Annotated in this window: 22 protein-coding genes; 11 read left to right on the top strand and 11 right to left on the bottom strand. The window is 46.8% G+C overall.

All coding sequences use genetic code 11. The features are described 5' to 3' along the window. Nucleotides 1-77: 77 nt before the first annotated feature. Complete coding sequence (mrdA, locus tag QUA20_RS19355) at nucleotides 78-1,904, bottom strand: penicillin-binding protein 2 (protein ID WP_333190694.1); 1,827 nt, start codon at nucleotides 1,902-1,904, stop codon at nucleotides 78-80. A gap of 553 nt (nucleotides 1,905-2,457) precedes the next feature. Here mrdA and QUA20_RS19360 point away from each other — a divergent pair. Both QUA20_RS19360 and cysE read left to right on the top strand, forming a co-directional pair. Continuing rightward, a complete protein-coding gene (locus tag QUA20_RS19360; protein WP_172185671.1) occupies nucleotides 2,458-2,940 on the top strand; it encodes a hypothetical protein in 483 nt (160 codons plus the stop codon). A gap of 222 nt (nucleotides 2,941-3,162) precedes the next feature. Beyond that, nucleotides 3,163-3,969 (top strand): serine O-acetyltransferase, encoded by an 807-nt coding sequence (gene cysE / locus QUA20_RS19365; protein ID WP_333190695.1) that lies wholly within the window; start codon nucleotides 3,163-3,165, stop codon nucleotides 3,967-3,969. Between the two features lie 91 nt (nucleotides 3,970-4,060). On the opposite strand, the gene QUA20_RS19370 is transcribed toward cysE, so the two are convergent. After that, entirely contained in the window at nucleotides 4,061-4,642 is a 582-nt protein-coding gene (locus tag QUA20_RS19370; protein ID WP_172185667.1) for an Npun_F5749 family FMN-dependent PPOX-type flavoprotein, read from the bottom strand. A 199-nt stretch (nucleotides 4,643-4,841) separates the two neighbouring features. Here QUA20_RS19370 and QUA20_RS19375 point away from each other — a divergent pair, with 199 nt between their 5' ends. Continuing rightward, nucleotides 4,842-5,960: a tocopherol cyclase family protein gene (locus QUA20_RS19375; protein ID WP_333190698.1), complete on the top strand. Its 1,119-nt coding sequence runs from the start codon at nucleotides 4,842-4,844 to the stop codon at nucleotides 5,958-5,960. A 65-nt stretch (nucleotides 5,961-6,025) separates the two neighbouring features. Further along, entirely contained in the window at nucleotides 6,026-6,502 is a 477-nt protein-coding gene (locus QUA20_RS19380) for a biphenyl 2,3-dioxygenase (protein WP_333190699.1), read from the top strand. A 7-nt stretch (nucleotides 6,503-6,509) separates the two neighbouring features. Here QUA20_RS19380 and QUA20_RS19385 read toward each other — a convergent pair whose 3' ends face one another. The 4 genes from QUA20_RS19385 to QUA20_RS19400 form a co-directional block, all read right to left on the bottom strand. Beyond that, entirely contained in the window at nucleotides 6,510-7,415 is a 906-nt protein-coding gene (locus tag QUA20_RS19385) for an MvdC/MvdD family ATP grasp protein (RefSeq protein ID WP_333190701.1), read from the bottom strand. A 203-nt stretch (nucleotides 7,416-7,618) separates the two neighbouring features. Continuing rightward, entirely contained in the window at nucleotides 7,619-7,987 is a 369-nt protein-coding gene (locus tag QUA20_RS19390; RefSeq protein WP_333190703.1) for a hypothetical protein, read from the bottom strand. A gap of 136 nt (nucleotides 7,988-8,123) precedes the next feature. Then, nucleotides 8,124-8,417, bottom strand: a complete 294-nt coding sequence (gene clpS / locus QUA20_RS19395) for an ATP-dependent Clp protease adapter ClpS (RefSeq protein WP_172185659.1) — start codon at nucleotides 8,415-8,417, stop codon at nucleotides 8,124-8,126. A gap of 248 nt (nucleotides 8,418-8,665) precedes the next feature. After that, a complete protein-coding gene (locus QUA20_RS19400; protein ID WP_333190704.1) occupies nucleotides 8,666-9,268 on the bottom strand; it encodes a superoxide dismutase in 603 nt (200 codons plus the stop codon). 489 nt (nucleotides 9,269-9,757) lie between these two features. Here QUA20_RS19400 and QUA20_RS19405 point away from each other — a divergent pair, with 489 nt between their 5' ends. Beyond that, nucleotides 9,758-10,297 (top strand): phosphate-starvation-inducible PsiE family protein, encoded by a 540-nt coding sequence (locus QUA20_RS19405; RefSeq protein ID WP_333190705.1) that lies wholly within the window; start codon nucleotides 9,758-9,760, stop codon nucleotides 10,295-10,297. A 360-nt stretch (nucleotides 10,298-10,657) separates the two neighbouring features. Here QUA20_RS19405 and QUA20_RS19410 read toward each other — a convergent pair whose 3' ends face one another. After that, entirely contained in the window at nucleotides 10,658-11,209 is a 552-nt protein-coding gene (locus QUA20_RS19410) for a peroxiredoxin (protein WP_333190706.1), read from the bottom strand. Between the two features lie 119 nt (nucleotides 11,210-11,328). Here QUA20_RS19410 and QUA20_RS19415 point away from each other — a divergent pair, with 119 nt between their 5' ends. Then, on the top strand, nucleotides 11,329-12,678 hold the full coding sequence (locus QUA20_RS19415; protein ID WP_333190707.1) for a peptidylprolyl isomerase: 1,350 nt from the start codon (nucleotides 11,329-11,331) through the stop codon (nucleotides 12,676-12,678). A 106-nt stretch (nucleotides 12,679-12,784) separates the two neighbouring features. Here QUA20_RS19415 and QUA20_RS19420 read toward each other — a convergent pair whose 3' ends face one another. After that, complete coding sequence (locus tag QUA20_RS19420) at nucleotides 12,785-13,498, bottom strand: tetratricopeptide repeat protein (protein WP_333190708.1); 714 nt, start codon at nucleotides 13,496-13,498, stop codon at nucleotides 12,785-12,787. A gap of 590 nt (nucleotides 13,499-14,088) precedes the next feature. Between QUA20_RS19420 and QUA20_RS19425 the strand changes: the two genes are divergently transcribed. Next, nucleotides 14,089-14,805 carry a pentapeptide repeat-containing protein gene (locus QUA20_RS19425; protein ID WP_333190709.1) on the top strand — a complete coding sequence of 239 codons (717 nt, stop codon included), beginning with the start codon at nucleotides 14,089-14,091 and terminating at the stop codon, nucleotides 14,803-14,805. Nucleotides 14,806-15,335: 530 nt separating this feature from the next. Continuing rightward, nucleotides 15,336-16,070 carry a cytochrome c biogenesis protein CcdA gene (locus tag QUA20_RS19430; protein WP_216670185.1) on the top strand — a complete coding sequence of 245 codons (735 nt, stop codon included), beginning with the start codon at nucleotides 15,336-15,338 and terminating at the stop codon, nucleotides 16,068-16,070. 166 nt (nucleotides 16,071-16,236) lie between these two features. Here QUA20_RS19430 and QUA20_RS19435 read toward each other — a convergent pair whose 3' ends face one another. Continuing rightward, nucleotides 16,237-16,377 carry a hypothetical protein gene (locus QUA20_RS19435; protein ID WP_333190710.1) on the bottom strand — a complete coding sequence of 47 codons (141 nt, stop codon included), beginning with the start codon at nucleotides 16,375-16,377 and terminating at the stop codon, nucleotides 16,237-16,239. Here QUA20_RS19435 and QUA20_RS19440 point away from each other — a divergent pair. Further along, nucleotides 16,371-17,783: a cytochrome c biogenesis protein gene (locus QUA20_RS19440; protein WP_333190711.1), complete on the top strand. Its 1,413-nt coding sequence runs from the start codon at nucleotides 16,371-16,373 to the stop codon at nucleotides 17,781-17,783. The genes QUA20_RS19435 and QUA20_RS19440 overlap by 7 nt on opposite strands. A 436-nt stretch (nucleotides 17,784-18,219) precedes the next feature. On the opposite strand, the gene queF is transcribed toward QUA20_RS19440, so the two are convergent. Then, nucleotides 18,220-18,639, bottom strand: coding sequence for a preQ(1) synthase (gene queF / locus QUA20_RS19445; RefSeq protein WP_172185639.1), 420 nt, complete (start codon nucleotides 18,637-18,639; stop codon nucleotides 18,220-18,222). Between the two features lie 145 nt (nucleotides 18,640-18,784). Between queF and QUA20_RS19450 the strand changes: the two genes are divergently transcribed. After that, nucleotides 18,785-19,384 carry a hypothetical protein gene (locus QUA20_RS19450; protein ID WP_333190712.1) on the top strand — a complete coding sequence of 200 codons (600 nt, stop codon included), beginning with the start codon at nucleotides 18,785-18,787 and terminating at the stop codon, nucleotides 19,382-19,384. An 84-nt stretch (nucleotides 19,385-19,468) separates the two neighbouring features. Here the strand turns inward: QUA20_RS19450 and speD are convergent, their stop codons facing one another. Then, nucleotides 19,469-19,891, bottom strand: coding sequence for an adenosylmethionine decarboxylase (gene speD, locus QUA20_RS19455; RefSeq protein ID WP_333190713.1), 423 nt, complete (start codon nucleotides 19,889-19,891; stop codon nucleotides 19,469-19,471). A 533-nt stretch (nucleotides 19,892-20,424) separates the two neighbouring features. Here speD and QUA20_RS19460 point away from each other — a divergent pair. Next, nucleotides 20,425-25,350 carry an ATP-binding protein gene (locus tag QUA20_RS19460; RefSeq protein ID WP_333190714.1) on the top strand — a complete coding sequence of 1,642 codons (4,926 nt, stop codon included), beginning with the start codon at nucleotides 20,425-20,427 and terminating at the stop codon, nucleotides 25,348-25,350. Nucleotides 25,351-25,358: the final 8 nt, after the last annotated feature.

Here is a 25,358-nt window from a genome sequence, read left to right on the forward strand (position 1 = left end):
AAGAAGAAGGAAGAAGAAGGAAGGAAGAACAAGAAACTACTCCCAATTCCCAATTCCCAATTCCCAATTCCCAATAACTAAGGACTAATAACTACTGGCTTCTTCACCTTTTTCGGTTGCCCAAAATAAGCTTGAAACACCTCTTTCGCGATCGGGGCCGCGGCAACAGAACCATAACCGCCATTTTCCACAACCACGGCGATCGCAATTTCCGGCTTGTCAGCAGGCCCGAAAGCCACATACAAAGAGTGATCCTCCTGTCCAATAACCTCCGAAGTCCCTGTTTTGCCCGCCGTCATCGGAATCGTACCGTCATTCATTCCCTGTCCAGTACCCTCGGCAACCACCGCGATCAGTCCTTCCTTAACCACCTGAATTGTTGAAGGTTTCATCCCCGTATTTACCCGTTTAGTCTCCGCTGTGCCGGTCATAGAAGTCAAAAGATGAGGCTTCACCCGATAGCCGCCGTTAGCGATCGAACTCACCATCACCGCCGCCTCCAAAGGAGTCACCAACACCAACCCCTGGCCGATCGACATCGTTACTGTATCACCCGCATACCAAGGTTCTTCATACATTTTCTCCTTCTCCTCCGGCGTCGGGATTTGACCGTGATTGCCACCGCTTAGCCCCAAAAGATTCAAATCCGTATCCTTGCCAATTCCCAAGCGGTGTCCCCACTTAGAAATTTGCTCCGGCCCCGTACTCATCCCCACTTGATAAAAAAACGTATTGCTGCTGAAAGCCAAGGCATCCCGAAAGCCTATGTAGCCGTAACCGCCGCTGTGTTCGTTAAAATCAATTCCCCCCACAGTAATGTAAGACGAAGTACCGAGAATTGAGTCCGGCGAAAACTTGCCCGACTCCATGCCCGCGACGGAAGTCACAATTTTAAAAGTGCTGCCGGGGGGATAGCCTTGCATGGCCCGATTCAAAAATGAATTTTCCTGGTCTTGAAGAGTTGCCCAGTCATCCTTAGTGATTTTTCGCGTAAACAGATTGGGGTCAAAAGTCGGGTGGCTGGCCATAACTAATACCGCGCCAGTTTTCACGTCCAGGGCCACTACTGCCCCCCGGCGGTTCCCCAAGGCTTTTTCGGCTGCTTTTTGCATGGATAAGTCTATGGTTAGCTGCACCGCCTCGCCCGGTTTGGGCGGTGTCTCTCCCATCAGCCGCAATTCTTGATTTTGAGCATTTACCTCGATCAGCCGATCGCCCCAAACTCCCGCAATCTGCTTGTTAGAACTCGCTTCTATGCCCATCTGACCCACAATCATCCCCATCGGATATTCCGGGTGATCTTCCAAGTCTGCTGCGGTAGCTTCGCCAATATATCCGAGAACGTGAGCCGCCAAACTGCCTTCGGGATAGTAGCGGTTCGCTTCTGGCCGCACTTCCACTCCCCGCATTTGTCCCACCTGTTCTGCTAGCGGCACAAACACCTCTGGCGGCATCGCTTGCTTGATGCGCACCGGTCTGTAAGATAGAGGATCGACCTGTTTTAATTTTTGTAAAATTTCTTTGGCCGGAATTTTAACCAGCGGACTCAATTTTTCTGCTGTCGCTTTCCACTCTTCCGGGGTTTGTTCTTTCGGCCACAAATATACCGATCGAGCTAAATTGTTCGCCGCTAGCAGCTTGCCGTTGCGATCGACAATGTGTCCGCGATTCGCCGGCATTGGCACTAGGCGAACGCGATTGTTTTCGGCTCGTTCCCGGTTTTGCTTCCCTTGTACCAGTTGCAATTCCACCAGCCGACTAGCGTGCAGGCCCAGCAAACCGGTTGCCACCAGCATTAACACGATCGCCCGGTGTATCGGACGCTCCTGTTTTTTAGGAGTTTCCCCCAGGGTTTTGTCAGAAGAATGAAATCCTGAGATCGAATAAAATTGTCGTTGCATCATTCTATAGGTAGATGTCAAGTCCTAGATTTTAGATTCCTGATTGTCAATTGTGAAGTATACATCATCAGGCCGGGGAGGCTCGGGCCTCGATCGTTGGGGGAAGCGGAATCATTGATAATTAGTTTTTGACTAATAACTAATAACTCATGAATGCTAACTGCTGACTAATCCCCCAAGCACCAAGAAATAGCCAGCAAAATCAAGGTCAGGCTCAGCCAATTAGGGAAGTGGAGCCAGCCAGATAGACCCATAGGTAACAATACCAAAACCTGTGTCAATAGGGAACAGATCGCCAACACCAAGGCTAGGAGTATCAAAATAATCATGTTGACGCCGTACAATTTCGGATATGAGTCGATCGCCTGTGGCAGAAATTGGAGTGGCACTCGCAGCGCGATCGCACACGGATTGTTCTGATAGACATAAACAAGAGAAGCCAGGAGGTTTTGAATAAATTTAAAAAAAGTTATTTTTCCTCCAGAGTTATGGTTGTAGGGGCTGCGATGGGTAAATTCTGAGTTGTAATTTTAAGTTGTGAGCGAGGAATATTGCCATGTTGTTTAATCAGCGAGCCAATTTCAAAAACGGTGCAGTCTTGGCGGCGATCGCCGCGATCGCCGCCCTACCAGTTTTAGCAGAAACAGCCAATTTCGGCACTTTAACTTTATCGCGAGGTTTTGGAGCCCCAACAGCAGTTTTGAGAGGTTCCACAGGCGGATCGTACTCTCTATCTGCCATTGCCAACGCCGATCGGCACAAAAACAAATGTTTGGGTTTTGCCACGCCAACTCCCGACCACATCATCGTCTTGCAGCAAAACTTTTCAAAACTCGCAATCAAAGTCAACAGCGGAGGCAAGGACACAACCTTACTCGTACAAGGCCCCGGTAATGCGGTGCGCTGCGGAGACGATGCAGGCCAGAATAAAGATGCTGGCATTGTTGATTCTGAGTGGCAAGCAGGCTCTTACAGGATTTGGGTCGGTACTCTCGAACCTGGAGTCAAGTCTAACTATACAATCTCAGTACAGGAATAGAACGCCGCGGCGCTGTGGGATGGAGACAATCAAAAACGATCGAATTCTCCCCCAATCTGCCAATCTCCCAATCTCCCACTCCCCCAATCTCCCCCAATCTCCCCAATCTGCCAATCTGCCAATCTGCCACTCCCCAATCTCCCGATCGGTCTCTCACTTACGCCATCCAGTAAAATGTAAAATTGAAAGTGGCGTGTTTAACCAAAATTGGTAAATCCGAAAGTGCTAAAGACTCTTAGAGCTGACTTCAGTATAATTTTTGATCGCGACCCTGCCGCTCGCAACTGGTTGGAAGTTTTATTTTGTTACCCCGGTCTTCAGGCCCTAGTGCTGCACCGCCTCGCACATTGGCTTTACGTGCTGGGACTTCCCTTCATCCCCCGCTTTATTTCCCACATAGCTCGCTTTTTGACCGGAATTGAAATTCACCCAGGGGCAACGATCGGCAAAAGCGTATTCATCGACCACGGTATGGGGGTTGTGATCGGCGAAACAGCGATTATCGGCGATTTTGCCCTGATTTACCAAGGTGTCACCCTTGGGGGCACGGGCAAAGAAAGCGGCAAACGTCACCCTACCGTCGGCGAAAATGTAGTTGTCGGTGCCGGCGCCAAGGTACTAGGCAATCTGCTAATTGGCAACAACGTTCGCATCGGCGCCGGTTCCGTCGTGCTGAGGGACGTACCATCTGACTGTACGGTGGTAGGGATTCCCGGCCGCATCGTGTATCGATCGGGAGTGCGCGTCAATCCCCTAGAACACGGCAGTTTGCCGGATTCGGAAGCTGTGGTAATTCGCTCTTTGCTCGATCGCATCGAGTCCCTCGAACAGCAAGTAAAAAGTTTGCTTCCTCAAGCATCTGTCTCCTTAACTTCTGTTCCCCATTCCCACAATTTCCACTCAGTATCAGAAGCTTTAAACCAATCCAGCAATGTAGCCTTAGCCGAAAAAACAGAGCTAGTTACAACCCCTAGCTGCAAGTTAAAAGATAAAGCAATTCAAGAATTTTTCGACGGCACCGGCATCTAAAAATAGTTTTGAGTGTTGAGTTTTTCATTGGGAATTTTTCAACTTAAAACTTTCCTACTGACAACAGTCAACAGTTAACAGTCAACTGACTTCAAGGATTAACCGATCGCACGGACCAATTTCCCTCCCCGTCGCGCCGATAAAGCGATCGGTTCTGCGGTTCCCCCCGCAACTCCAACAAATCCACCGTTTCCGGTTCCAACAACAGCAAGCAAAAATTAGGCAGCGGCTCGATCGCATCTGGGGAAGCAGAATCAAAAGCACTAGCCGGGGCTTTGTCTTCCCCCGGATGCGGCCAAGCAAACTGCGATCGAGCAGCCTCAGAAAGCTCCTGCCAAGCTGTGCGGCGCGATGAGCACAACTCTGCCTCTGGATAATCTGCCCCTACTAAAACTAGCTTTCCAGCAATCCGAAATTGTTCGCGAGTTTTGGGGAAATACCAGCAAATTTCCCCCCAAGGATAGAGGTTAATTTCCTCTGCCTTTTCACTGCGAATATCTGTAATAAATTTCAACTGATTAGTATCTGCTAAAAAGCCTCGAAACACCACAGTGCGGTTGGCCGGACGCCCGGTAGCCCGAACAGTTGCTAGTTGCAAGTAGCGAGCAAAAGCAAGACTGCGGTTGCGGTGGAGCGCGCGAGCTAAGGGCGATCGCCAAAGTGCTAAAGACATAATTAATAACCTATCATATTGGTAATGGGATTAGTCAGCAGTCAGCAGTCATTAGTCATTGGAAAAAAGGGAATTGGGAAAAAGGGAATTGCGAATTGGATCAGGTGTGCACACCAGCACGCTACTACTGACTAATGACTGCTAGCTAATAACTAATGACTGCTGACTAATGACTCTTCTTTCTGCTATTGGTAATTTTATGTCAAATTCACTCTCACAACTCAAAACTATTGAAACTCCTCACAGCGGCTACCACTGGGACGGCAGTTCCCGGCGCTTTTTTGAAGGCTGGTACTATCGAATAACATTACCGATTCACGGGCAATCTTTTGCATTCATGTATTCAATAGAAGACCCCAGAGGCGGTCAACCTTACAGTGGCGGTGCAGCTCAAATTCTCGGCCCCAAAGATAGCTATTTGTGCCGCACCTTCCCCGATGTAAATAAGTTTTGGGCGCACCGAGAAAGCTTGGGTTTCGGACATTGGGGCAAAACAGATTTACAAATTAAACCCCAATATTTAGATCCGCAAGTATTCGACAGCAGCGTCGAAGAAGGCTATCAAGCTACTGCTACTTTGAATCAAGGTTATCTGCACGATCCGGGAAGCAGCACTCGCTGTTTTTGGCAGTACGAAATTCAACCTATTTACGGCTGGGGAAACTCCGATGATCTCCAGAAATCTACGGCGGGAATGCTATCTTTTCTGCCCGTATTTGAACCGGGATGGCAAATTTTAATGGCTCACGGTTTAGCCACGGGCTGGATCGATTGGAACGGCCAACGCTACGAATTTAAAGATGCTCCCGCTTACAGCGAAAAAAACTGGGGCGGTGCTTTTCCGCAAAAGTGGTTTTGGATTAATTGCAATTGTTTTCAAGGCGAAGAGGATTTAGCTTTAACTGCGGGCGGCGGCAAGCGGGGCGTGCTGTGGTGGATGGAATCGGTGGCAATGATTTGTCTGCATTACCGAGGCAAATTTTACGAATTTGTGCCTTGGAATTCGCAAGTTAGTTGGAATATTGAACCTTGGGGAAGCTGGAAAATGCAGGCTAGAAACAGCCAGTTTGAAGTTGAGTTAATTGGCACTACAAAGACTTCTGGTACTTATGTGCGAACTCCTACCGAAAAAGGCATGGCTTTTTGCTGCCGGGATACGACGCACGGCGAATTGCGCTTGCAACTGCGAGAATTGTTGGGGGGAAATGTTGAAAAAAATGGCAAGCAGCGTTCTAAAATTATCTTAGAGGCTCAAAGTTCTTTATCGGGTTTGGAAGTTGGGGGCGGGCCTTGGGATGAAGTTTGGCGATCGAATTAAGTCAGTAGTCAGCAGTCATTAGTCCGTTAACAGTAGTCAGAACAGCCACGATCCATTTACTCGGTTTGCAATTAAGTAAAGTTTACAGCAGCCAGCGGTTACAACGAGCTCTCAAGGTGATTTGGGGACTAATTTTATGTTTGGGAACAATCTTGGTGCCAGCGGCAATTGCTAGTGCTGCAGGTGATTTGTCTCGCCAACCTGTCACCGAAATTACTGTTAGTTTAGGTAACGAAGTGGGGGAACTTAAGTTTTTCCCCAATCTGCTAGAGTTTGAATCGGGCAAGCGCTATAAATTAGTGCTGAAAAATCCCAGTTCGCAGAAACATTATTTTACTGCTAAAAACTTTGCTGATGCGAGTTGGACTCAAAAAGTTGAAGCTGGTAATGTGGAAATTAAAGGAAGTATTCACGAACTGGAACTTAAACCGGGCGCTATGGCAGAATGGGTGTTTGTTCCCATGAAATCGGGAAGTTACAACCTGCGGGTAGCCGGACATACAGAGGCGGGGATGATTGGGAAAATTACGATCGCCTCTTAAATCCCAGTTAATACATTAACAGATTGACTAATTTTTGTGTAATCGGAAAACCAGTCTGACGCTCAAAGTGTATAAACATCGGACTAGGATTTGCCTCTAAAAATACATACTCACCCGTTGGCTTGACACGCCAATCAATAGCAGTCCACTCTAGCATAAATGCCTTTAATATTGCCAAACATTGTTTTTTAACTGATTCTGGCAAATCTATCGGAATTAGCTGTGCCTCTAAATCTTCCCGAAAATCCAAAGCTTGACTGCGAATTTCGGCAGAATAGACTGATTCACCAATCACATAACTGCGAATGTTTGTCCCAGGAATATACTCTTGTATTGTGACAGGAGAAATACTCAAAGCCAAGTCCAGGCGATTAGGTTCTAAATGCGTCTCTGTGACTAACTTCGTATGAGCGCCACCATAAACAGGCTTAAAAATTGCTTTTTCATGATTTTCGACAAATTCCCTAACTTGCTCTGGATTGTTACTGATTAAAGTTGCAGGAATGGTCACTCCTATTTGCTTTGCCTTGCTCAGTTGTAGGGGTTTTTCTTTATGAAATTGGTAGGCCTGCCAAGAATTAATCCAGCGAGCCGGACAAGCTTGCACGAGCGATCGCACTGTACTCATGGAATCGTTCAATGCAACTTGCTGTTGATGTGCATCTTTTAACTGTGGAACGTAAACACCGGAGAAATTGCGCCAAAATACACTGTGAATATCTTGAAAATTCAACTGGCGACCTCCTGGTAGCGTCAAGCACCCTACCAGGGTATCAGGTTGCCAAGACAGACGTAACTGTCTTGGAAACAGATAGGTATCTAAATAATCTACTTCTGCACCGGCTTGGGTGAGAGCATCTTTTATATGAGCAGCATGAGCATCTGAATCATTACCCAGAATTAAAATGTTCATGGGAAAATTGAAAATTAAAAATCTGCTAAAATGCAAGTTAATAAATGAAAAGTCGCATCACTTGTTTTGAGAGTGTTGCAACTTTTTATGTATTAAAAAAACTGTCGAATGAGGCTGAATCTTTGAAAGTCTCATTACAGAAACAATTTCAAGAGTTCAGGAATTAGGCAGAATCTCTTCTACAATTGTCACCACGAATGAGATTACGAAGGAATAGGACCTCCACCCTCTTCACCGATAGCCATAGTGGTCATCGGAGGACCTCCACCCTCTTCACCCAGAGCCATAGTGGTCATCGGAGGGCTTCCACCCTCTTCACCCAGAGCCATAGTGGTCATCGGAGGGTCGAAAATAGGCGGGGGAGTAAATCCTACTCCTCCTCCTCCTTCATTTCCCGGACAGGGAGCTGAGATACACTGTATCGGATGACTCCCACCTTCTTCACCCATAGCTAGAGTCGTGAAAATGATTCCACCTCCGATGGGGGCGATGAGTGCATCACTTAGGGTCTCTTCAAAACCAAAATTAATTGCTTCGAGTTGAGCAGCATCTAAATCAAAAGGATGATCCATAAAATTCTCCTAATTGAGTAAAAGATTATGCAGGTTTACATATAATCTAGCTCAGGAGAACCGAGTTATTTAACCCTTTTGGCAGGTTTCAAATTGAGTTAACGAAACTTAAACAAGCCTTCAACCCTACAAATTTTTATGTAGACTCTAGCGGAGCCATTGTCAGTCCAGCACGGCTCAATTGCATATGATAAAGTTCTGCTTGCTCTTGCGGCCCAACCCAGACAGTGGCCTGGCCTTCGTGGTGGATTTGGTTGGCGAGTTTCCAAGCTCGATCGCTCGTCATCCCTGGAATGTATTTCGTCAAACATTCCACAACGTGCTGAAAAGTGTTGAAATCGTCGTTGAGGACTATTACCCGATAGTTGGGATAAGGTTTGCGGGTAACTTGACTCGATCGAACGGGTGCTATGGTTGGTGAAGAGGTCATCGCGCGAACAGCCACTAAAACTACAAAATTTGTAAACCAGTTACCGAGTGCATTATAACACAAATTCAGAAATTTTTAACTAATACGAAGTAGTTCGATCGGCTTCGGCGTTTATTTTCACTGCTGCGCCCAGCGTTGCACCGCGCCCGTCAAACTCAAGTTAATACTCATCTCAAGAAAGACTAAAGTCCTCACTACGAACCTATGAAGTTTGTAGTGAGGACTTTAGTCCTCAAACTCAGATGCTACTAAGCCGCAGCCAAATTTGCTGCTGCGAAATCCCAGTTAGCCAAATTATCCAAGAAATTAGTAATGTAGTCGGGACGGCGGTTTTGGAAATCCAAATAATAAGCGTGTTCCCACACATCCAAAGTCAGCAACGGAGTTTGGCCGTGTGCTACCGGGGTGTCGGCGTTGGCAGTTTTGGTAACTTTCAAAGTACCGTTATCTAAAACCAGCCAAGCCCAGCCGCTACCGAACTGAGTTGTCGCAGCATTCTTAAATTCTTCTTTGAATTTGTCGAAGCTGCCGAAGTCGGCGTTGATTTTCTCAGCTAAAGCTCCTGTCGGAGCGCCGCCGCCACCTGGTGCAAGGGAATTCCAAAAGAAATTGTGGTTCCAAACTTGACCTGCATTGTTGAAAATGCCGGCTTTGGATGGGTCTTTAGCAGATTCCTTGACAATTTCTTCAAGGGATTTGCTCGCCATTTCCGTCCCTTCAATCAGTTTGTTGAGGTTGGTCACGTAAGCAGCGTGGTGCTTGTCGTGATGGAACGAAAACGTCTCGGCAGACATATGATCTGACTCTAGGGCGTCAGCGGCGAAGGGTAATGGTGCGAGTTCAAATGTCATTGTGTTCAATCCTCTCTGGATTACTTTTGGTTTTTCGGTTGACTTTCCGGCTTTTGTTTGATTAAAGCCGAGAGTCGCTAACTTGAGTTTATCAACCTGTGGTCAATAATTCTTTACAATTTTCATATTTTATAGCAGTTGCAGCATTTTAGGATTTTGACCTTCATCAGCCAGGCTACAAGCCCCCGGATTCATCCGTGAGGTCGCTTTCTTCAATTATCCCATTCTTCAATCTAAAATCTAAAATCTAAAATCTAAAATCGATTGACTTCTGCTTTTCACCAGTCAAATCTACTAATAGCAGGTGTCGATTATCACAAACTTTGGCAAAATGTCAACCCGCCTGCGCGGTAAATAAAAGTTTATGGGAAATTGTCAACACAGGGAATTTTTATAATGGTTATAAATAAATTAAACCGATTTTTTTTCAAAGATAAGCTAACTTTAACTTAAGCTGTAAACAAGTCAAACAGATTGCAGGAGCCGTCTATGCAAAACCGTTCAAATAACCAGATCAATCACCCCCCGCAATGGTTGAATCTGAAACTAATAGTCAGCGCTCTCGAAACAGTTCAAGATTTAATTGTAATTTCTTTGTGTATCGGTTTGTTCTGTTTCATGGTACTCGAACTGCGAGAAATGTTTTTCTCGCTGCTTCCTCCTTTGAATTTTAAGCAAGTGACTGCCGACATTCTATTTTTATTAGTTTTGGTAGAATTATTTCGGCTGCTAATTATTTACTTGCAAGAGCAGCGCGTTTCGATAGGGGTGGCTGTAGAAGTTTGTATAGTATCTGTTTTGCGAGAAGTCATCGTGCGGGGAGTGCTGGAAACTCCCTGGGTTCAAATATTATCAACAGGCGCTTTTTTGATAGTTTTGGGAGTGTTGTTGGTAGTCCGAGTTTGGTTGCCACCAACCTTCGAGGGAATTGACCCGGAACGCCGCCTTGCTAACAGAAATAGAAAAATTTACGAGCCGGAATCTGCTGCCGATCCTGTTGCAATCAATAGCCAGTTTAATTCTCATTGACGATGGCGGGACAGGCGATTTTAGATTTTAGATTTTAGATTTACTCTTATATCGCTTGTCACGTTACCAGCTATCATTTCCCGTCAAACAGAGATGTTGCAGCATTGTCAACAACCGGCTCTGAGACCTGTTCCACAAAGAGTAGATTTTCTTGTGGGGAGTAGGGGTTGGCCAGGATAATTCACCCAAAAAAGGATTATTGAGAATGGTGCAAGATGTGAGTTCAAATCAACCTGATAACGTTTGCAGTGAAAACTAAAATACTCTGAAAATACAGAGGAATGTAGTCTTCACTACCAAGACAACGTTCATCAGTCATTCCCAATTATTCAAATCTAAAATCTAAAATCTAAAATGGTATTACCCGTTAGCCTGCAATTCCCCCAAACGGGCTAACACTTCTTTAGAATGAATCGCCGGATTAATCTTCACAAAAGTTTCCCGTAAAACGCCTTCAGGGTCAATAATAAAACTGTGTCGCGCCGAGATAAAACTCATCCAAGAACCGTAAGCTTTACTCACTTTACCATCCGTATCAGCTAACAGCGGAAACTTCAAACCTTCGGAATCGCAAAATTCCGCATGGGAATCGACATCATCCGCGCTAATACCGATTATTTGAGTATTCTTTGCCAAGTATTTCGGCAAATCTTGCTGAAATCTCCGCGCTTCGATCGTACATCCCGAGGTAAAGTCTTTGGGATAAAAATACACTACCAGCCACTTACCGCGAAAATCGGAGAGCGAGACTTGTCCGTCGCCGCTGTTTGTCGGCAAACTAAAATCCGGTGCGGCTTCATTCACCGCCGGAAGCTTTCCACCTAGGGCAAATGCAGGCGCAGCAAAATTGAAACTTAGAAAAACTAGACAAATTGCCAATAAAGTGCTAAAAAACTTGCGACGGGACATCATAAATTTAGAGCTAGAACTGTACTTCACACAAGTTTACAGTTTTCTGATTAAATGGGTAGGGGCAATTCGCGGATTGTTCCTAAAACCCCAATATCACTCACTCAAATAGCAATTTACCCATGAGCGCTGCACTTCCGTTAACAGGCAAAGTTATAGTAGTCCAGGTAATTAACGGTCAACCCGTTACGATCGAAGTAGACGGCACTAATGCCCCGCTTACTGGAGGAAATTTTGTTGACTTAGTTGAACGCGGTATTTACGACGGGGTGATGTTTCACCGAGTTGTGCGTCAGCCAGATCCTTTTGTGGTGCAAGGAGGCGATCCGCGCAGCAGAGATACTTCTATTCCAGCCAGTCAATTGGGAACGGGTAGTTTTATTGACCCGGATACCAATCAGGCGCGTTTTATTCCTTTGGAAATCAAGCCGCAAGGGGCCGCGCAACCTGTTTACAACCAAGTTGTAACCCAGACGCCGCAGTTGCAGCACACTCGCGGTGCCGTGGCAATGGCTCGTTCTAATGCTTTGAATTCGGCTTCTTCGCAGTTTTATTTTGCTTTGGATGATTTGCCGTTTTTAAATGGCAATTATGCTGTTTTTGGCAACGTTATTCAAGGTTTTGAAACGGTGGATGCGGTGCAGCAGGGCGATCGCATTTCGACTGCAAAAGTCGTTCAAGGAATCGTTCCCAGTCGGGTTTCTAGCATAATTAGCGATGTTAATGTGCTCAACGATTTAATCAATAGTACCAATTTCGTAAATCTATCTTTGCGAGCGCTCAGACTGCCAAACACCCCCAACAACTATCAAGTCACTTCCCAAGACTCTCAGCAAAATCCCAGCGGTGTAGTGGGAGGTAGCGCAAACGATCGCATTATCGGTTCACCGACGGATGATGCAATTAACGGCAGCCAAGGCAACGATACCCTCACGGGCGAAGCAGGCGACGACTTTCTCAGAGGCGGCAAAGGTAACGACTCCATTAGCGGCGGTGTTGGCAACGATATTCTGATTGGCAATTTCGCTGACGATATTCTCAATGGTGATGCTGGTAACGACTTTTTGCGAGGCGGTCAAGGGGATGATATCTTAATTGGTGGTGATGGCAATGATATTTTGATTGGAGATACAGGCAACAATACTCTCACAGGAGGTAGTGGTGCAGATACTTTTGTTTTGCTCGGAGTAGATCCTGCTTCTCTTCCTTTTATTCTCCTACTCCCGACAAGTCATACAATAGTTGATTTTAGACCAGATGAAGGCGATCGCATTGCTTTGACAGGAAATTTATCCGATACTACATTCACTCAATCTGGAAGCAATACTGTCATTAACTTGGCAGGAGCTTCTACTGTGGTACAAAATTCTACTGTCGCCTCTGTTCAAAATGCAGCCTTTGCAATTCCTTTATCTACGATTCCTCGTCCTGACGATCTACCAACTGGCGATGCAGCCTTGAGAATTGGCTAACTTTAACTATAGGTGTAGGGTGCTTGTGGCGCACCTTACAAATTCCCCAATTGCCAATTCCCAATTCCCCAATTGCCAATTGCCAATTCCCAATTCCCAAATTCAACTAATACCATAGCTTTCTAATTTTAGAAACCGCATCTCGATAAGAATCCATTCTGCCCTGCTGCTTAAAAAGCCCTGCCGCCTTCTGAAAATCCTCAAATGCTCCCTGAACCTCTCTCAATTTATATCTAGTCACTCCTCGGTTGAAGTAAGCTTTAGCAAAATCGCGATCGAGGCGAATTGCTGACTCAAAGTCAGCTAGTGCTGCCAGGGAATTTTCCATTTGTAGGCGGATAGCACCTCGGTTAAAGTAAGCTTGGGTTAAATTGGGGTTGAGCAGCAGTGCTGAGTTGTAATCCGCGATCGCCTCAGTATAATCTTTTAAACGAGTCAGCATAAATCCGCGATTGGTGTAATAATTGGCTCGGTAAGGATTGAGTTCGATGGCTGTAGTTAAATCTTCGATCGCAGATTGCTTGTAGCCTAATTTATAGCGAACCAGACCGCGATAGCTGTAAGCGGAAGCGCATTGCGGATTAATGTTAATTGTGACAGTAAAATTTTTAATTGCACCGTGCAAGTCTTGTTGTTTGAGATTTTTTAAACCCTGAGTATAAAACTTTCTGGCAGTAACTTTTAAATTTACCTCTTGTCGGGAGTCAGCTTGCTCGCCCGAAAATACTTGACCTGCAATATTAGCTAATCCCAAAGATTCGATCGAATTTAAAATAGTTGTAACGACTAATTGGCTGGGGAGAATGGGGATAGTAGGCATGGCAGGATTGGTGTTCAACTGTATGCTTTCATTTTGCTCGATATTTCAGCTAGTGACAGTGATATGCGTACTCTCAGAAACGTGATAAGTTTGATGAGATTTGGTGATGGTGGGGCATTCGCTTGTGTGATGAAAGTTGGGCTTAGTTAGTGATGGCGATCGCAAATAAGAAAAATTGCGTCTATAATCGGCTAAATATCAGGTTTTCAGGCTAGATGGGCGGTTTCTTCCTTGCCATATTGAGAAGTTTCTACCGAGATGGTTTTGAGGTAAGCCCCTGCGGCATCGATCGCAACTGCGCGCCACAAGTATTACTTTGTAGAGATATTGCACTGGCAAATGCCGATCGAACTTGCGGCCATCTAAAACCCGGTTTTAGCGAAAAATCTTAGTTTTGCAGCGAGGCATCTGTGAAGCAACCTGGTTTTTAGCTCAAAGCCCGTATAAGACTACCGGAGTTAAGTTTGTGGCTGCGCTAACGCCCGATTAACATTTCATTAATATTTTTGAGTAAGATTGGTGAGGAAAGTTCCCGATTGTTTGCTATGCTTTGAGTATACATCAAGAATCTATTGCGCAAATTAGTGTCAATGAAAAGAGTCCTGAAGTTGAAAAAAATCTTCGCTACCGTGTTGGCGATCGTCCTGTTCACTCTCTACTTAACTCCTCCTGTAATGGCCGCGAAGGCGGACGATTTGAGTCAGCTATTAAAAGATAATTGGTGCGTCAGCTTTCTGTGGAAGCAGTGCGATTTAAGCGCTGTCGATTTGCGGGGAGCTAATCTCCAAGAAGCCAATTTGAGTGGCGCTAATTTGTCCGGCGCCAATTTGTCCGGTGTCAATTTTAAAAATGCTGACCTTTCGGGTGCAGATCTCAGCGGCGCTAATTTAGCCAATGCTGATATTTTAGGCACGGATCTCAGCCGCTCAAATTTGACCGAAGCTAATTTCAACGGCACGAAATTGTGGGACGCTAATCTGACTTTGGCAAATCTGACTCGCGCCAATTTAAAAGATGCTAATTTCTTAGATTCTCGACTTTGGGGAAGCAATCTCACGGAAGCTAATTTAACTGATGCGACGCTGCACGGTGCTGACTTGCAATATGCTAATTTGGCTGAGAGTAATTTGACAGGTGCTGACTTGCACAGTTTCTTTTTTCGAGGTTCAAAACAAGTCACAAACTTGAGCAATGCTAATTTAGAAGGCGCTATTTTAACAGGCGCAAATCTCAGAGGTGCGGTGCTGGCAGGGGCAATAATGCCAGACGGCTCTATTAATGAAGAAATTGGCTTTAATTTAAAGTAAATTTAAATTAAAGTCTGTATGAATAATCTCAATAATAGGGTTTACGGCCTGTTTCCCAATCAATGAATTATCAGGTGCAATACGCTCCGCCCGTTGCAAACAGATTGTTGAAAATAGTGTCAATATATCAGAAGATAGTGTCAAGATATCAATTTAAACCGGGGTGCGATCGACTTTTCTACTTCCAACAAGTCAATCTCGCTAAAATTTTAAATCTTAAACCGAACCTGCGCGCATCTGTTACAATTTGAAATAGAGCCTGAACAGCACCGAGCCTGAACTCGCCTGCCGAGGGATACAAGCCTCCGACTTAAGTCGTGAAGCTCTAAAAAATTAGATATTTAGTTTAAGCTCCCAGATTTCTCTGTAGAGTCAATCTAAAATCTAAAATTGACTGTGGAGATAAAAAAATTAGATATTTAGTTTAAACTCCCAGATGCCTCTGTGTAGTCAATCTAAAATCTAAAATCTAAAATCTACTGTGGAGTCAATCTAAAATCTAAAATCTAAAATCTAAAATCTAAAATCGACTGATGGAAATCCTGCAAACCCAACTTTACGAACTCGCACAATTTGCTAATAATTTAGTAAATACTCAACTGACACACCTCAGTTTAGTCAGCGTCGGAGTCATCTTTATGGCAGGGTTGCTAACGAGCTTAACGCCCTGTATGCTTTCAATGTTGCCGATCACGATCGGCTACATCGGCGGATACGAAGCAAAAAGCCGCCTGCAAGCCGCCGCCCAGTCGGCGTGGTTTTCCCTGGGATTGGCGACAACCCTTGCGGGTTTAGGTATTGTAGCATCATTTGCCGGACAAGTTTACGGCAAAATTGGCTTGGGTTTGCCGATTCTTGTCAGCATTATCGCTATTCTAATGGGGCTGAATTTACTCGAAGCTTTACCCTTGCAAATGCCCTCTTTCGACGCTGTGGGGTGGGTGCCGAAAGATTTGCCTGCGGGCGTGCGATCGTACTTATTGGGCTTAACTTTTGGTTTAGTAGCGTCTCCCTGCAGCACTCCGGTTTTAGCTACACTCTTAGCTTGGGTTTCCAAAACGGGAGATACAGTTTTAGGTGGTGTGTTGCTGCTGTTTTACGCTGCTGGGTACGTCGCTCCGCTAATAATAGCAGGTACTTTTACTGCGAGTATTAAAAAGTTGTTAGAATTGCGTCGGTGGTCGAGTTGGATTACGCCTGTTAGCGGCGTTTTGCTAGTAGGATTTGGCGTTTTCTCCCTGCTTTCCCGGATACTTCCGGCGTAAGTTTCGTAGTAAGGACTGAAGTCCTTATTTAGAGATATAGCACTCACTACGGAATGCGTGAATTAAGTTTTTTTACCAAACGCTAAGAACACGAAGGAAGAAAGAAATAAAAGAGAAAGAATTCAAAATTGATTGATAATTGCTAGATCAAATAATAATATTTTATTCATTTTTTGTTTTTCCGCCTCTTTCTTCCTTCTTCCTTCTTCCTTCTTCCTTCTTCCCTTTTCCTTCTTCCTTCTTCCTTCTTCCCTCTTCCTTCTTCCTTCTTCCCTCTTCCTTCTTCCTCCATAATTACCAATGACATCAAAAGAAGTATTTCTATCAAAACTCTCAAGCTGGGCGACTGCCCCTCAAAGATTTTTCAAGCGAGAAATCTTGCCGGTGCTAGCAGATTTGCGGTTGGCAATTATCTTGCTGCTGACGATCGCATTTTTCAGCATTTCCGGCACTGTCATCGAACAAGGCCAATCAGTACCGTTTTACCAATCTAACTATCCAGAACACCCCGCTTTGTTCGGCTTCCTTACTTGGAAAGTTGTGCTAATTGCAGGACTAGACCACGTATACCGCACTTGGTGGTTTTTGTCAATCCTAATTTTGTTCGGCAGCAGCTTAACAGCTTGTACATTTACCCGACAATTTCCCGCATTAAAAGCCGCCCGCCGCTGGAAATTTTATGAAGAACCAAAGCAGTTTGAAAAATTAGCTCTCAGTGCGGAATTAGAAACAGTTGCTTTAAGTTCGTTAGAACCACTTTTGCAGCAAAAAAACTACCGCATATTTCGAGAAGGCGAAAAAGTTTATGCTCGCAAGGGAATAATTGGCAAAGTCGGCCCGATTATTGTTCACGCCAGTATGCTAATTATTTTAGCTGGGTCGATGTGGGGCGCGATGACGGGATTTCTCGGTCAAGAAATGGTTCCCAGCGGCGAAACATTTCAGGTGCAGAATATCCTGGATGCGGGGCCTTGGGCGGGGCCGCAAATACCGAAGGATTGGTCGATGCGAGTTAATCGGTTCTGGATCGATTACAGTCCCAGCGGTGCGATCGACCAATTTTACTCTGACCTGTCAGTTTTGGACAAAACAGGCCAAGAGGTCGATCGCAAAACCATTCACGTTAACGAGCCTCTCAGATACCGGGGAGTCACATTTTATCAAGCAGATTGGGCAATAGCCGCCGTGCGAGTTCGCCTCAACAAAAGCCCGGTTTTACAATTACCAATGGCTCAGTTAGATACTCAAGGTAAAGGCCGAATCTGGGGAGCTTGGATTCCGACAAAACCCGATTTGAGCGCAGGAGTTTCTCTGCTAGCAAAAGACTTGCAAGGAACGATGTTAGTCTACGGTACGGATGGCAAATTGTTAACTACAGTTCGCGCAGGCACAGCGGTAGAAGTTAACGGAGTCATGCTGACAATTGACGAAGTTGTAGGCAGTACGGGATTGCAAATTAAAGCCGATCCGGGCATTCCGATCGTTTATACCGGCTTCGGGTTGCTGATGCTCAGCGTGCTAATGAGCTATATGTCTCACTCGCAGATTTGGGCTTTGGAAAAAAACGGCAAACTATACGTCGGCGGGCGCACTAATCGAGCTCAGGTAACTTTTGAAAGAGAAGTTGTGGAGATTTTGGACAAGTTGGCAGAATCGAAAACAGCAGAGGAAAAAAGTGCGATCGCCCCGAATTCTGTTGCAAGTCAAACCTAACCGTAGGGTGCGCATTGCGCACCTTACACCAACGATAAATATCAAAAAGATTAGTTGAGTTTGTAGGGTGCGTATTGCCCGATTTGTCGAGGTGGTTAATGTGAACCGGAAAACCGCTATTACACGTTCGGATTTTTCCAATTTCAACCAATGAAAATTGCTATACGGAGTTGGGTTTCAAAATCAAAACGCTGAAATGCCGGTCAATCGGTACTCTCCGGTGGGCGACAAACTCAACCGCCGCGCAGTGCACACCCTACAAACTAAGAGATTTTAAACGTTGGAGGGAATTTTTGACTACCTTGAGAGGGCTGCCCTGACGCACCCTACAATTACTTACTAAATTTAACAATTTTATTTCTTACGACTTTGGTGGGGTGAGCTTCTACGCCGCCCCACAATTAAATCTCAATGCCACACCAGCTTAATACCCGCCCTACTTCTGATGCGACACCTCAATCACGGTGTGGACGTTCCCCCGCGGCGAAAAATCGCCCTTAATCGTCGCTTCTAGCGGCGCGCAAGCGGCCACAAAATCGTCTAAAATTTGATTGATCGATTCTTCGTGAGAAATGTAGCGATCGCGATAACTGTTAACGTACAGTTTCAGCGCTTTCAACTCTACCACCCGCTCGTCGGGCACGTAAGTAACGTGAATTGTCGCAAAATCTGGATACCCAGAAAACGGACATTTGCAAGTAAACTCCGGCAAAGTAATGTTGATCGAGTAGCGCCGCCCGACTCGCGGATTTGGGAAAGTAATTAACTCCCCTTCCAAAATCTGGCGTTCGCCGTATTTAATTTCCTCGGTGCTTGACTTTTGGGACATACTTTGTTCGGCTGCGTAGTTGTTCATAGCGATTGACTAATAACTTGTAACATTTAATTAAATTTACGCTCGATATCTGTAACAAATATCTTGACGAATTGTGTTGCGATCGATCTAATTATAAATACTCTCAGGCTAAACTAAAACAAGTTCACCCTCGCCATCTACAATTATGCAAAATACTACCTTATCTGACAATACTTCCCCTGAAAACTCAAATAGTTACTCTCCATCCGTACCAATTTCGCTTTATCGAGAAGTCACGGCAGAGCTGCAAGCCGCCCAAGCGATGCTCGACTCCCTCAAAACGCACAACCAGCAATTAGTCCAACAAAATCAACAATTGCGGCGAGAAGTAGAAACAGTAGTTCAAGTATCCCAACAGCTACAGCAAGTAGTCAACTCGGCTCAGAGCCTCACCCAGACTGGGATGCCTCAAATGCCCCCTGTCAAATTCAATTTCAGCGTTGAACCTGCGCCCCTAGCACCTGCCACCTCGCTGCAGACTAACTCTGCCATACCTCAACCACCTCAGACAGTAGCCTTCCCTTTCCCCCTACCGGAAGCGCAGCCAACACCCGCCTCGATGCCGCAGCCACTTCCAGAAAAATTATTTGTAGAAGTGCCGGAAACTCCTTACCGCGTGCGATCTCAATCCAAAAAAGCCTCAGACTTAAGCGGATTGTGGTTGGCTATCGCAATTTTTCTGATTGTCATTGCAGCTTTTGGCGCAGGTTATTTAGTTGTCCGCCCTTTATTAATGAAAAAGTAAATTCCAACAAGAATCCCACGGTTCGAGCCGTGGGATTTTAAACAAAACCTAGCATAAAATGTTCAAAGTTACGCTAATTGGCCATCATCCTCTGGCGGCAATCGTTTCTACTGAACGAGGCGCATACTGCTCTTCACAAGCAGAACCTACGATGCCCACCCCAGGCTCGAAACCGCGCGTAAACTCAGTGAGTTTTACCTGTTTAGCTTCCAAAGCTGTCTGTAGCACCTTCATGGCTCGGTGAGGGTCGCCGGCCCCGCAGAAAAATAAGTCTGCAGCAAAATAACCGTGTTCAGGCCAAGTATGGATTGCTATATGAGACTCTGCCAAAGTAGCAGTAGCTGTCACTCCGTGAGGACTAAACTGGTGGACGCACAAATCGATGAGAGTAGCTCCTCCGGCTTCGATCGCATCGAGTATGGCGCGGCGGATACGTTCAGGATCGTTGAGCACGTCTCCAGGAGACTGCCAAGCATCAGCGACCAGATGGGTTCCCAATTGTTTCATTCTGCGGGGTTTTACCTCTAACTCATAATGTCTCAAACCTTCTTACAGTAGCACCACGTCCAAAATTTTGCAAGTATCTTTCACAAAAAAAGATAAAGATTACCAGAAGTACCCATCATCAACCGCTGGCGGTATGGTGGGGCCGAGCTGTCTCACAGGCAGAGGTGACTAATGGAAGAAATGTTGTTTTAGCGCTGCCTTGTTCTTCTCAAACAAGCTTCTTTGATTAATAGCGATCTCTTGTTTCCATTGGCAGCTAAAAACCAAAGCTCGATCGTTCCGGCGGTGGCGGAATTGATATGATATCGAAATGCCAGTGATGGACGGCTATGCTCTCATGCGTAAAATTTCACAGATCCTAGACGATCGCCCGGCGGGCAGATTCCAGCGCTCGCTCTAGCAGCCTATGCTGTAAAAGTTGACCAGCAACAGGCCATCCCCGCTGGGTTTCTGGCGTCATCTAGCTAAACCCGCCCGGTCAGCCGAGATAGTATCGTTGCCCGTTTGTGTGGGCCCAATGGAAAGACAAGCGCATGATCCAGCAGTCTCAACTCGTTGAACAGATTTTTGCAGGAAATAGCGAGATGGCGATGCTGATGCGATCGCACGATTGGTCGCTTTCGGCCTTGGGGGCTGTAGAAACCTGGCCGCAAAGCTTGAAAACCGCGATTCGGATCATCTTAGGCTCTCGCTACCCCATGTTCGTCTGGTGGGGACAGCAGATGACCAAGTTTTATAACGATGCTTACATTCCTATCCTCGGCAAGCGACATCCGCAAGCACTAGGTCAGCCTGCCTCACGGGTATGGGCTGAAATCTGGGACACGCTAGGGCCGCAAGCAGAAGCGGTTTTGAACCAGGGACAATCGACGTGGAATCAAGAATTGCTTCTGGTAATGGAGCGCAACGGGTATACAGAGGAAACCTACTTTACCTTTTCCTACAGTCCGGTGGCGAATGATGATGGTCCAGTGGGGGGCGTTTTCTGCGCCTGTAGCGAGGACACTCAGCGCGTTTTGAGCGATCGCCGCTTGGCAACGCTGCGCGAATTAGCAGCAGAAACAGTCACTGCCAAGACGCAAGAAGCAGCTTGCGAGATTTCCGCCACCGTATTGACCCATAACGCCTATGACATCCCGTTTGCGCTGTTTTATCTACTCGATGGCGAAAGCGAGATCGCACGACTCGCGGCTACAACAAGGTTAGCAGCCGGAACCCTTGCCTCTTGTGAGGCGATCGAGCTTACATCCGCCCAAAAGTGCCAGTGGCAATTGAAGCTTGTCATGGAGACGGGCGAAAGCAGAATCATTGAAGATTTGGAGGCGCAATTTGGACTTTTACCGGGCGGCGCGTGGTCCGGGTCTCCTCATCAAGCGGTAGTTCTACCACTAGCTCGATCGGGAGAAATCTTCGGATTCCTGATTGCTGGGGTGAGTCCGCTTAGAACGTTTGATGATGATTACAAAGGTTTTTTTGACTTGATCGCAGGGCAGGTGACAACAGCGATCGCCAACGCTCAAGCCTATGAAGCAGAACGCAAACGCGCCGAAGCATTAGCTGAGTTAGACCGTGCTAAAACCACGTTTTTTAGCAATGTGTCTCACGAATTCCGCACGCCACTCACCTTAATGCTGGCTCCCTTAGAAGACACGATCGCAAATTTGAATGGAACAATTCCACCTCAAGAACGCGAACAATTACAGTTGGTGCAGCGCAATGGAATGCGGCTGCTCAAACTCGTCAATAGCTTGCTCGATTTCTCACGCATCGAAGCAGGTCGAGTCCAAGCATCTTATGAACCTGTAGATTTGGCAACCTATACGGCGGAACTTGCCAGTACCTTTCGATCGCTGATTGAACGGGCCCGAATGTCGCTGATTGTTGACTGTCCAACCTTGCCCGAAGCGATTTATGTCGATCGCGAAATGTGGGAAAAAATCGTTCTCAATCTATTATCAAATGCCTTTAAGTTTACGTTAGCGGGAACCATCACTGTTCGATTGCGGTGGATAGACTCTCGCGTTGAATTATCAGTTGCAGATACAGGAATCGGTATTCCCTCCCAAGAACTACCGCATTTATTTGAGCGATTTAATAGAATCAAAAACTCGCAAGGGCGGAGTTTTGAAGGCTCCGGCATTGGGCTGTCGCTAGTGCAAGAACTCGTCAAACTACATGGGGGAGCGATCGATGTCAGCAGCACTTTTGGGCAGGGAAGTTGCTTTACGGTGACGGTTCCCGCCGGAACAGCTCATCTGCCGCCGGAGCAAATTGGTGTCAGTTGCACGTTAGCATCAACGGCGTTAGGCGCGATGCCATATATCGAAGAAGCTCAACGCTGGTTGCCAGAAGGCGATTTTAGATTAGAAGAATGGAGCATGGCTCCATCCACTCATGAACTCGTCAATCAACCCGCTCAATCTAAAATCCAAAATCTAAAATCTAAAATTGTCCTGGCCGATGATAACGCTGATATGCGCGATTATATTCGGCGACTTCTGAGCGGTTCTTATATTGTTCAAACCGTCGCCGATGGCGTTGCCGCTTTGACTGCCATTGAGAAGAATCCACCCGATTTGGTATTGACAGATGTGATGATGCCGGAGATGGATGGGTTTGAGTTGTTGCGATCGCTGCGTTCTAATCCCGCAACCCAAGACATTCCCATCATTCTATTATCAGCCCGCGCGGGCGAAGAAGCGCGTATTGAAGGACTCGCAGCCGGAGCCGATGACTATCTGATTAAACCGTTCTCGGCGCGTGAACTGCTGGCAAGGGTAGAAGCAAGTTTGAAGCTGGCACGGCTGCGGCAGGAAGCAACAGTGCGAGAGCGAACCATTCTGGGGCGCGTAACCGATGCGTTTATGGCAATGGATCTCGACTTTCGCTTTACCTACGCCAACGAAGCCGCACAACGAGTGTCGCGAACTCCCCTAGAAGCAATGCTGGGTAAAACGATGTGGGAAGCCTTCCCAGGCACGATCGGCAATCAGTTTGAATTCCAGTATCGCCGATCGCTCAGCGAGCAAATCGCGGTGGACTTTGAGGAATATTATGCTCCGTTTGATTTGTGGGTTGATGTTCGGGTTTATCCTTCACCGACGGGGCTGTCTCTTTTCTTCCGGGATATAAACGATCGCAAAAGAATTGAGCAGGAACGGGAACGGTTTCTTGCCGTCGGTTCGGATTTGCAAGTGATTGCGGGCATAAACGGCTATTTCCACTGGGTCAGCCCGACCTTTGAACGAATCCTCGGCTGGACACCAGACGAAATGACATCCCGCCCCTGGACTGAGTTTGTCCACCCGGACGACCTCGGCACCTCCATTGCAGAAACCGACATTCTGTTCTCGGGTAACGAAACCTTTACGTTTGAAAACCGTTACCGGCACAAAGACGGCTCCTACCGCTGGTTTCTCTGGAATGCCCAGCCTTACCCAGAAGAACAAGTGATTTACGGGGCTGCCGTTGACATCACCGATCGCGTGCGCGTCGAAAACGAGCGCCAACGGGCGGAAGCAGCCTTGCGTGAAAGCGAGGAGCAGAGTCGGAATATTCTGGAGAGTATTGCTGAAGCATTCTTTGCCCTAGATGAGAACTGGCGGTTCACCTACGTCAATCAATTCGCCGAAAAACTGCTCGATCGCATTCCGGGTGATTTGATTGGCAAGAATTTATGGGAAGAATACCCAGGGCTGATTGGCAACGAGTTGGAGCCGATCTATAGGACCGCAATGGGCGATCGCGTGGCTGGGTCACTGACGGCGTTTTATCCCGACCACGATCGTTGGTACGAAGTCCGCACCTACCCTGCCGCAAATGGAATCACCGTTTATTTCAAGAATGTCACCGATCAAATTCAAGCCGAAGCAGTCCTGCGCCAAACGTCCGCCGAACTCGAACGGCAACTGCAAAAGTTCAACGCGTTTAAGTCTTCGGTGCCGGACTTTATTTATACGTTCGATTTGTCCGGGCGGTTCATTGATGTCAACAAGCCGTTGCTCGACCTTTACCAAAAATCCTTCGCTGAAGTCATCGGCAAAAACTTGTTTGAATTAGATTACCCAGTGGATTTAGCTGTCAAACTGCACAATCAGATTCACAAAGTGATTCAGACGCGCCAACCGCTTAAGGATGAAACGCCATACACCAGCGCGTTCGGTACAAGAGCTTACGAGTATATTTGGGTGCCCGTTTTTGATGCAGAGGGTGCTGTGGAAATGGTAGCGGGTGTAACGCGCGACATCACCGATCGCAAGCAAGCCGAAGCTGAACGCGAGAAGCTTTTGCAACAGGAGCAAACCGCACGAGAAGCCGCCGAAACCGCCAACCGCATCAAAGATGAGTTTTTGGCGGTGCTATCTCACGAGTTGCGATCGCCGCTCAATCCGATTCTCGGCTGGTCGAAGCTGTTACAGCAGGGGAAACTGGGCGCTGCAAAAACGGCTAGCGCCCTTGCCTCGATCGAACGCAACGCCTTACTCCAGTCACAACTGATTGATGACCTGCTCGACATCTCCCGCATTCTGAGCGGCAAACTGAGGTTGAACGCGATGTCCGTTGATTTGAATATGGTGATCTCGGCCGCGTTGGAAACCGTTCGACTAGCAGCAGAAGCCAAGTCGCTGCAAATTAAAACAACCTTTTCACCCGGCATCGGAATGGTAATGGGCGATTCCGGGCGTTTGCAGCAAGTAATCTGGAATCTTTTATCCAATGCCGTGAAATTCACCCCTCAAGGCGGGCAAATTAGCGTTAGGTTAACCCAAACTGGAAGTTATGCCCAGATTCTTGTCACCGATACTGGAAAAGGCATCAATCCTGAGTTTCTGCCTTATGTGTTTGAGCATTTTCGGCAAGAGGATGGAGCCATAACTCGCAAATTTGGGGGTTTGGGATTGGGGCTGGCGATCGCGCGTCAAATTGTGGAACTGCACGGCGGCAAAATTTGGGTTGAGAGTAGGGGTGAAGGACAGGGAGCCACCTTCACCGTCGAACTTCCCCTCTTGCCTACCGCGAATCCGGTTGAAGAAGTTGTCGGCCGGGCTGAAGCTCGATCGGACGATCTTGACCTGGCAAATCTGCGCGTGTTGGTTGTGGATGATGAACGCGATTCACGGGAGTTTGTGGCGTTTGTAGCGGAACAAGCGGGAGCCAAAGTGACGGCCCTTGGGTCTGCGAGCGAGGCGTTGCAACTGCTCTCAACCACACCCTTCGATATCCTCCTGTGCGACATCGGAATGCCAGATATGGATGGCTATATGCTAGTGCGGCAAGTGAGAACTCTACCACCAGAGCATGGCGGGCAAATTCCGGCGATCGCCCTGACTGCCTATGCTGGAGACTTTAATCAGGAACAAGCTCTTGCTGCTGGGTTTCAACGTCATGTTGCAAAACCTGTCGAACCGAATGAGTTAGTCCAAGCAATCGTGACATTGCTAAGGAAACTGAATAGCTGACTGCCAAT

Origin of the sequence: Microcoleus sp. Pol7_A1, assembly GCF_036701085.1 — a bacterium.
GTDB lineage: Bacteria > Cyanobacteriota > Cyanobacteriia > Cyanobacteriales > Microcoleaceae > Microcoleus > Microcoleus asticus.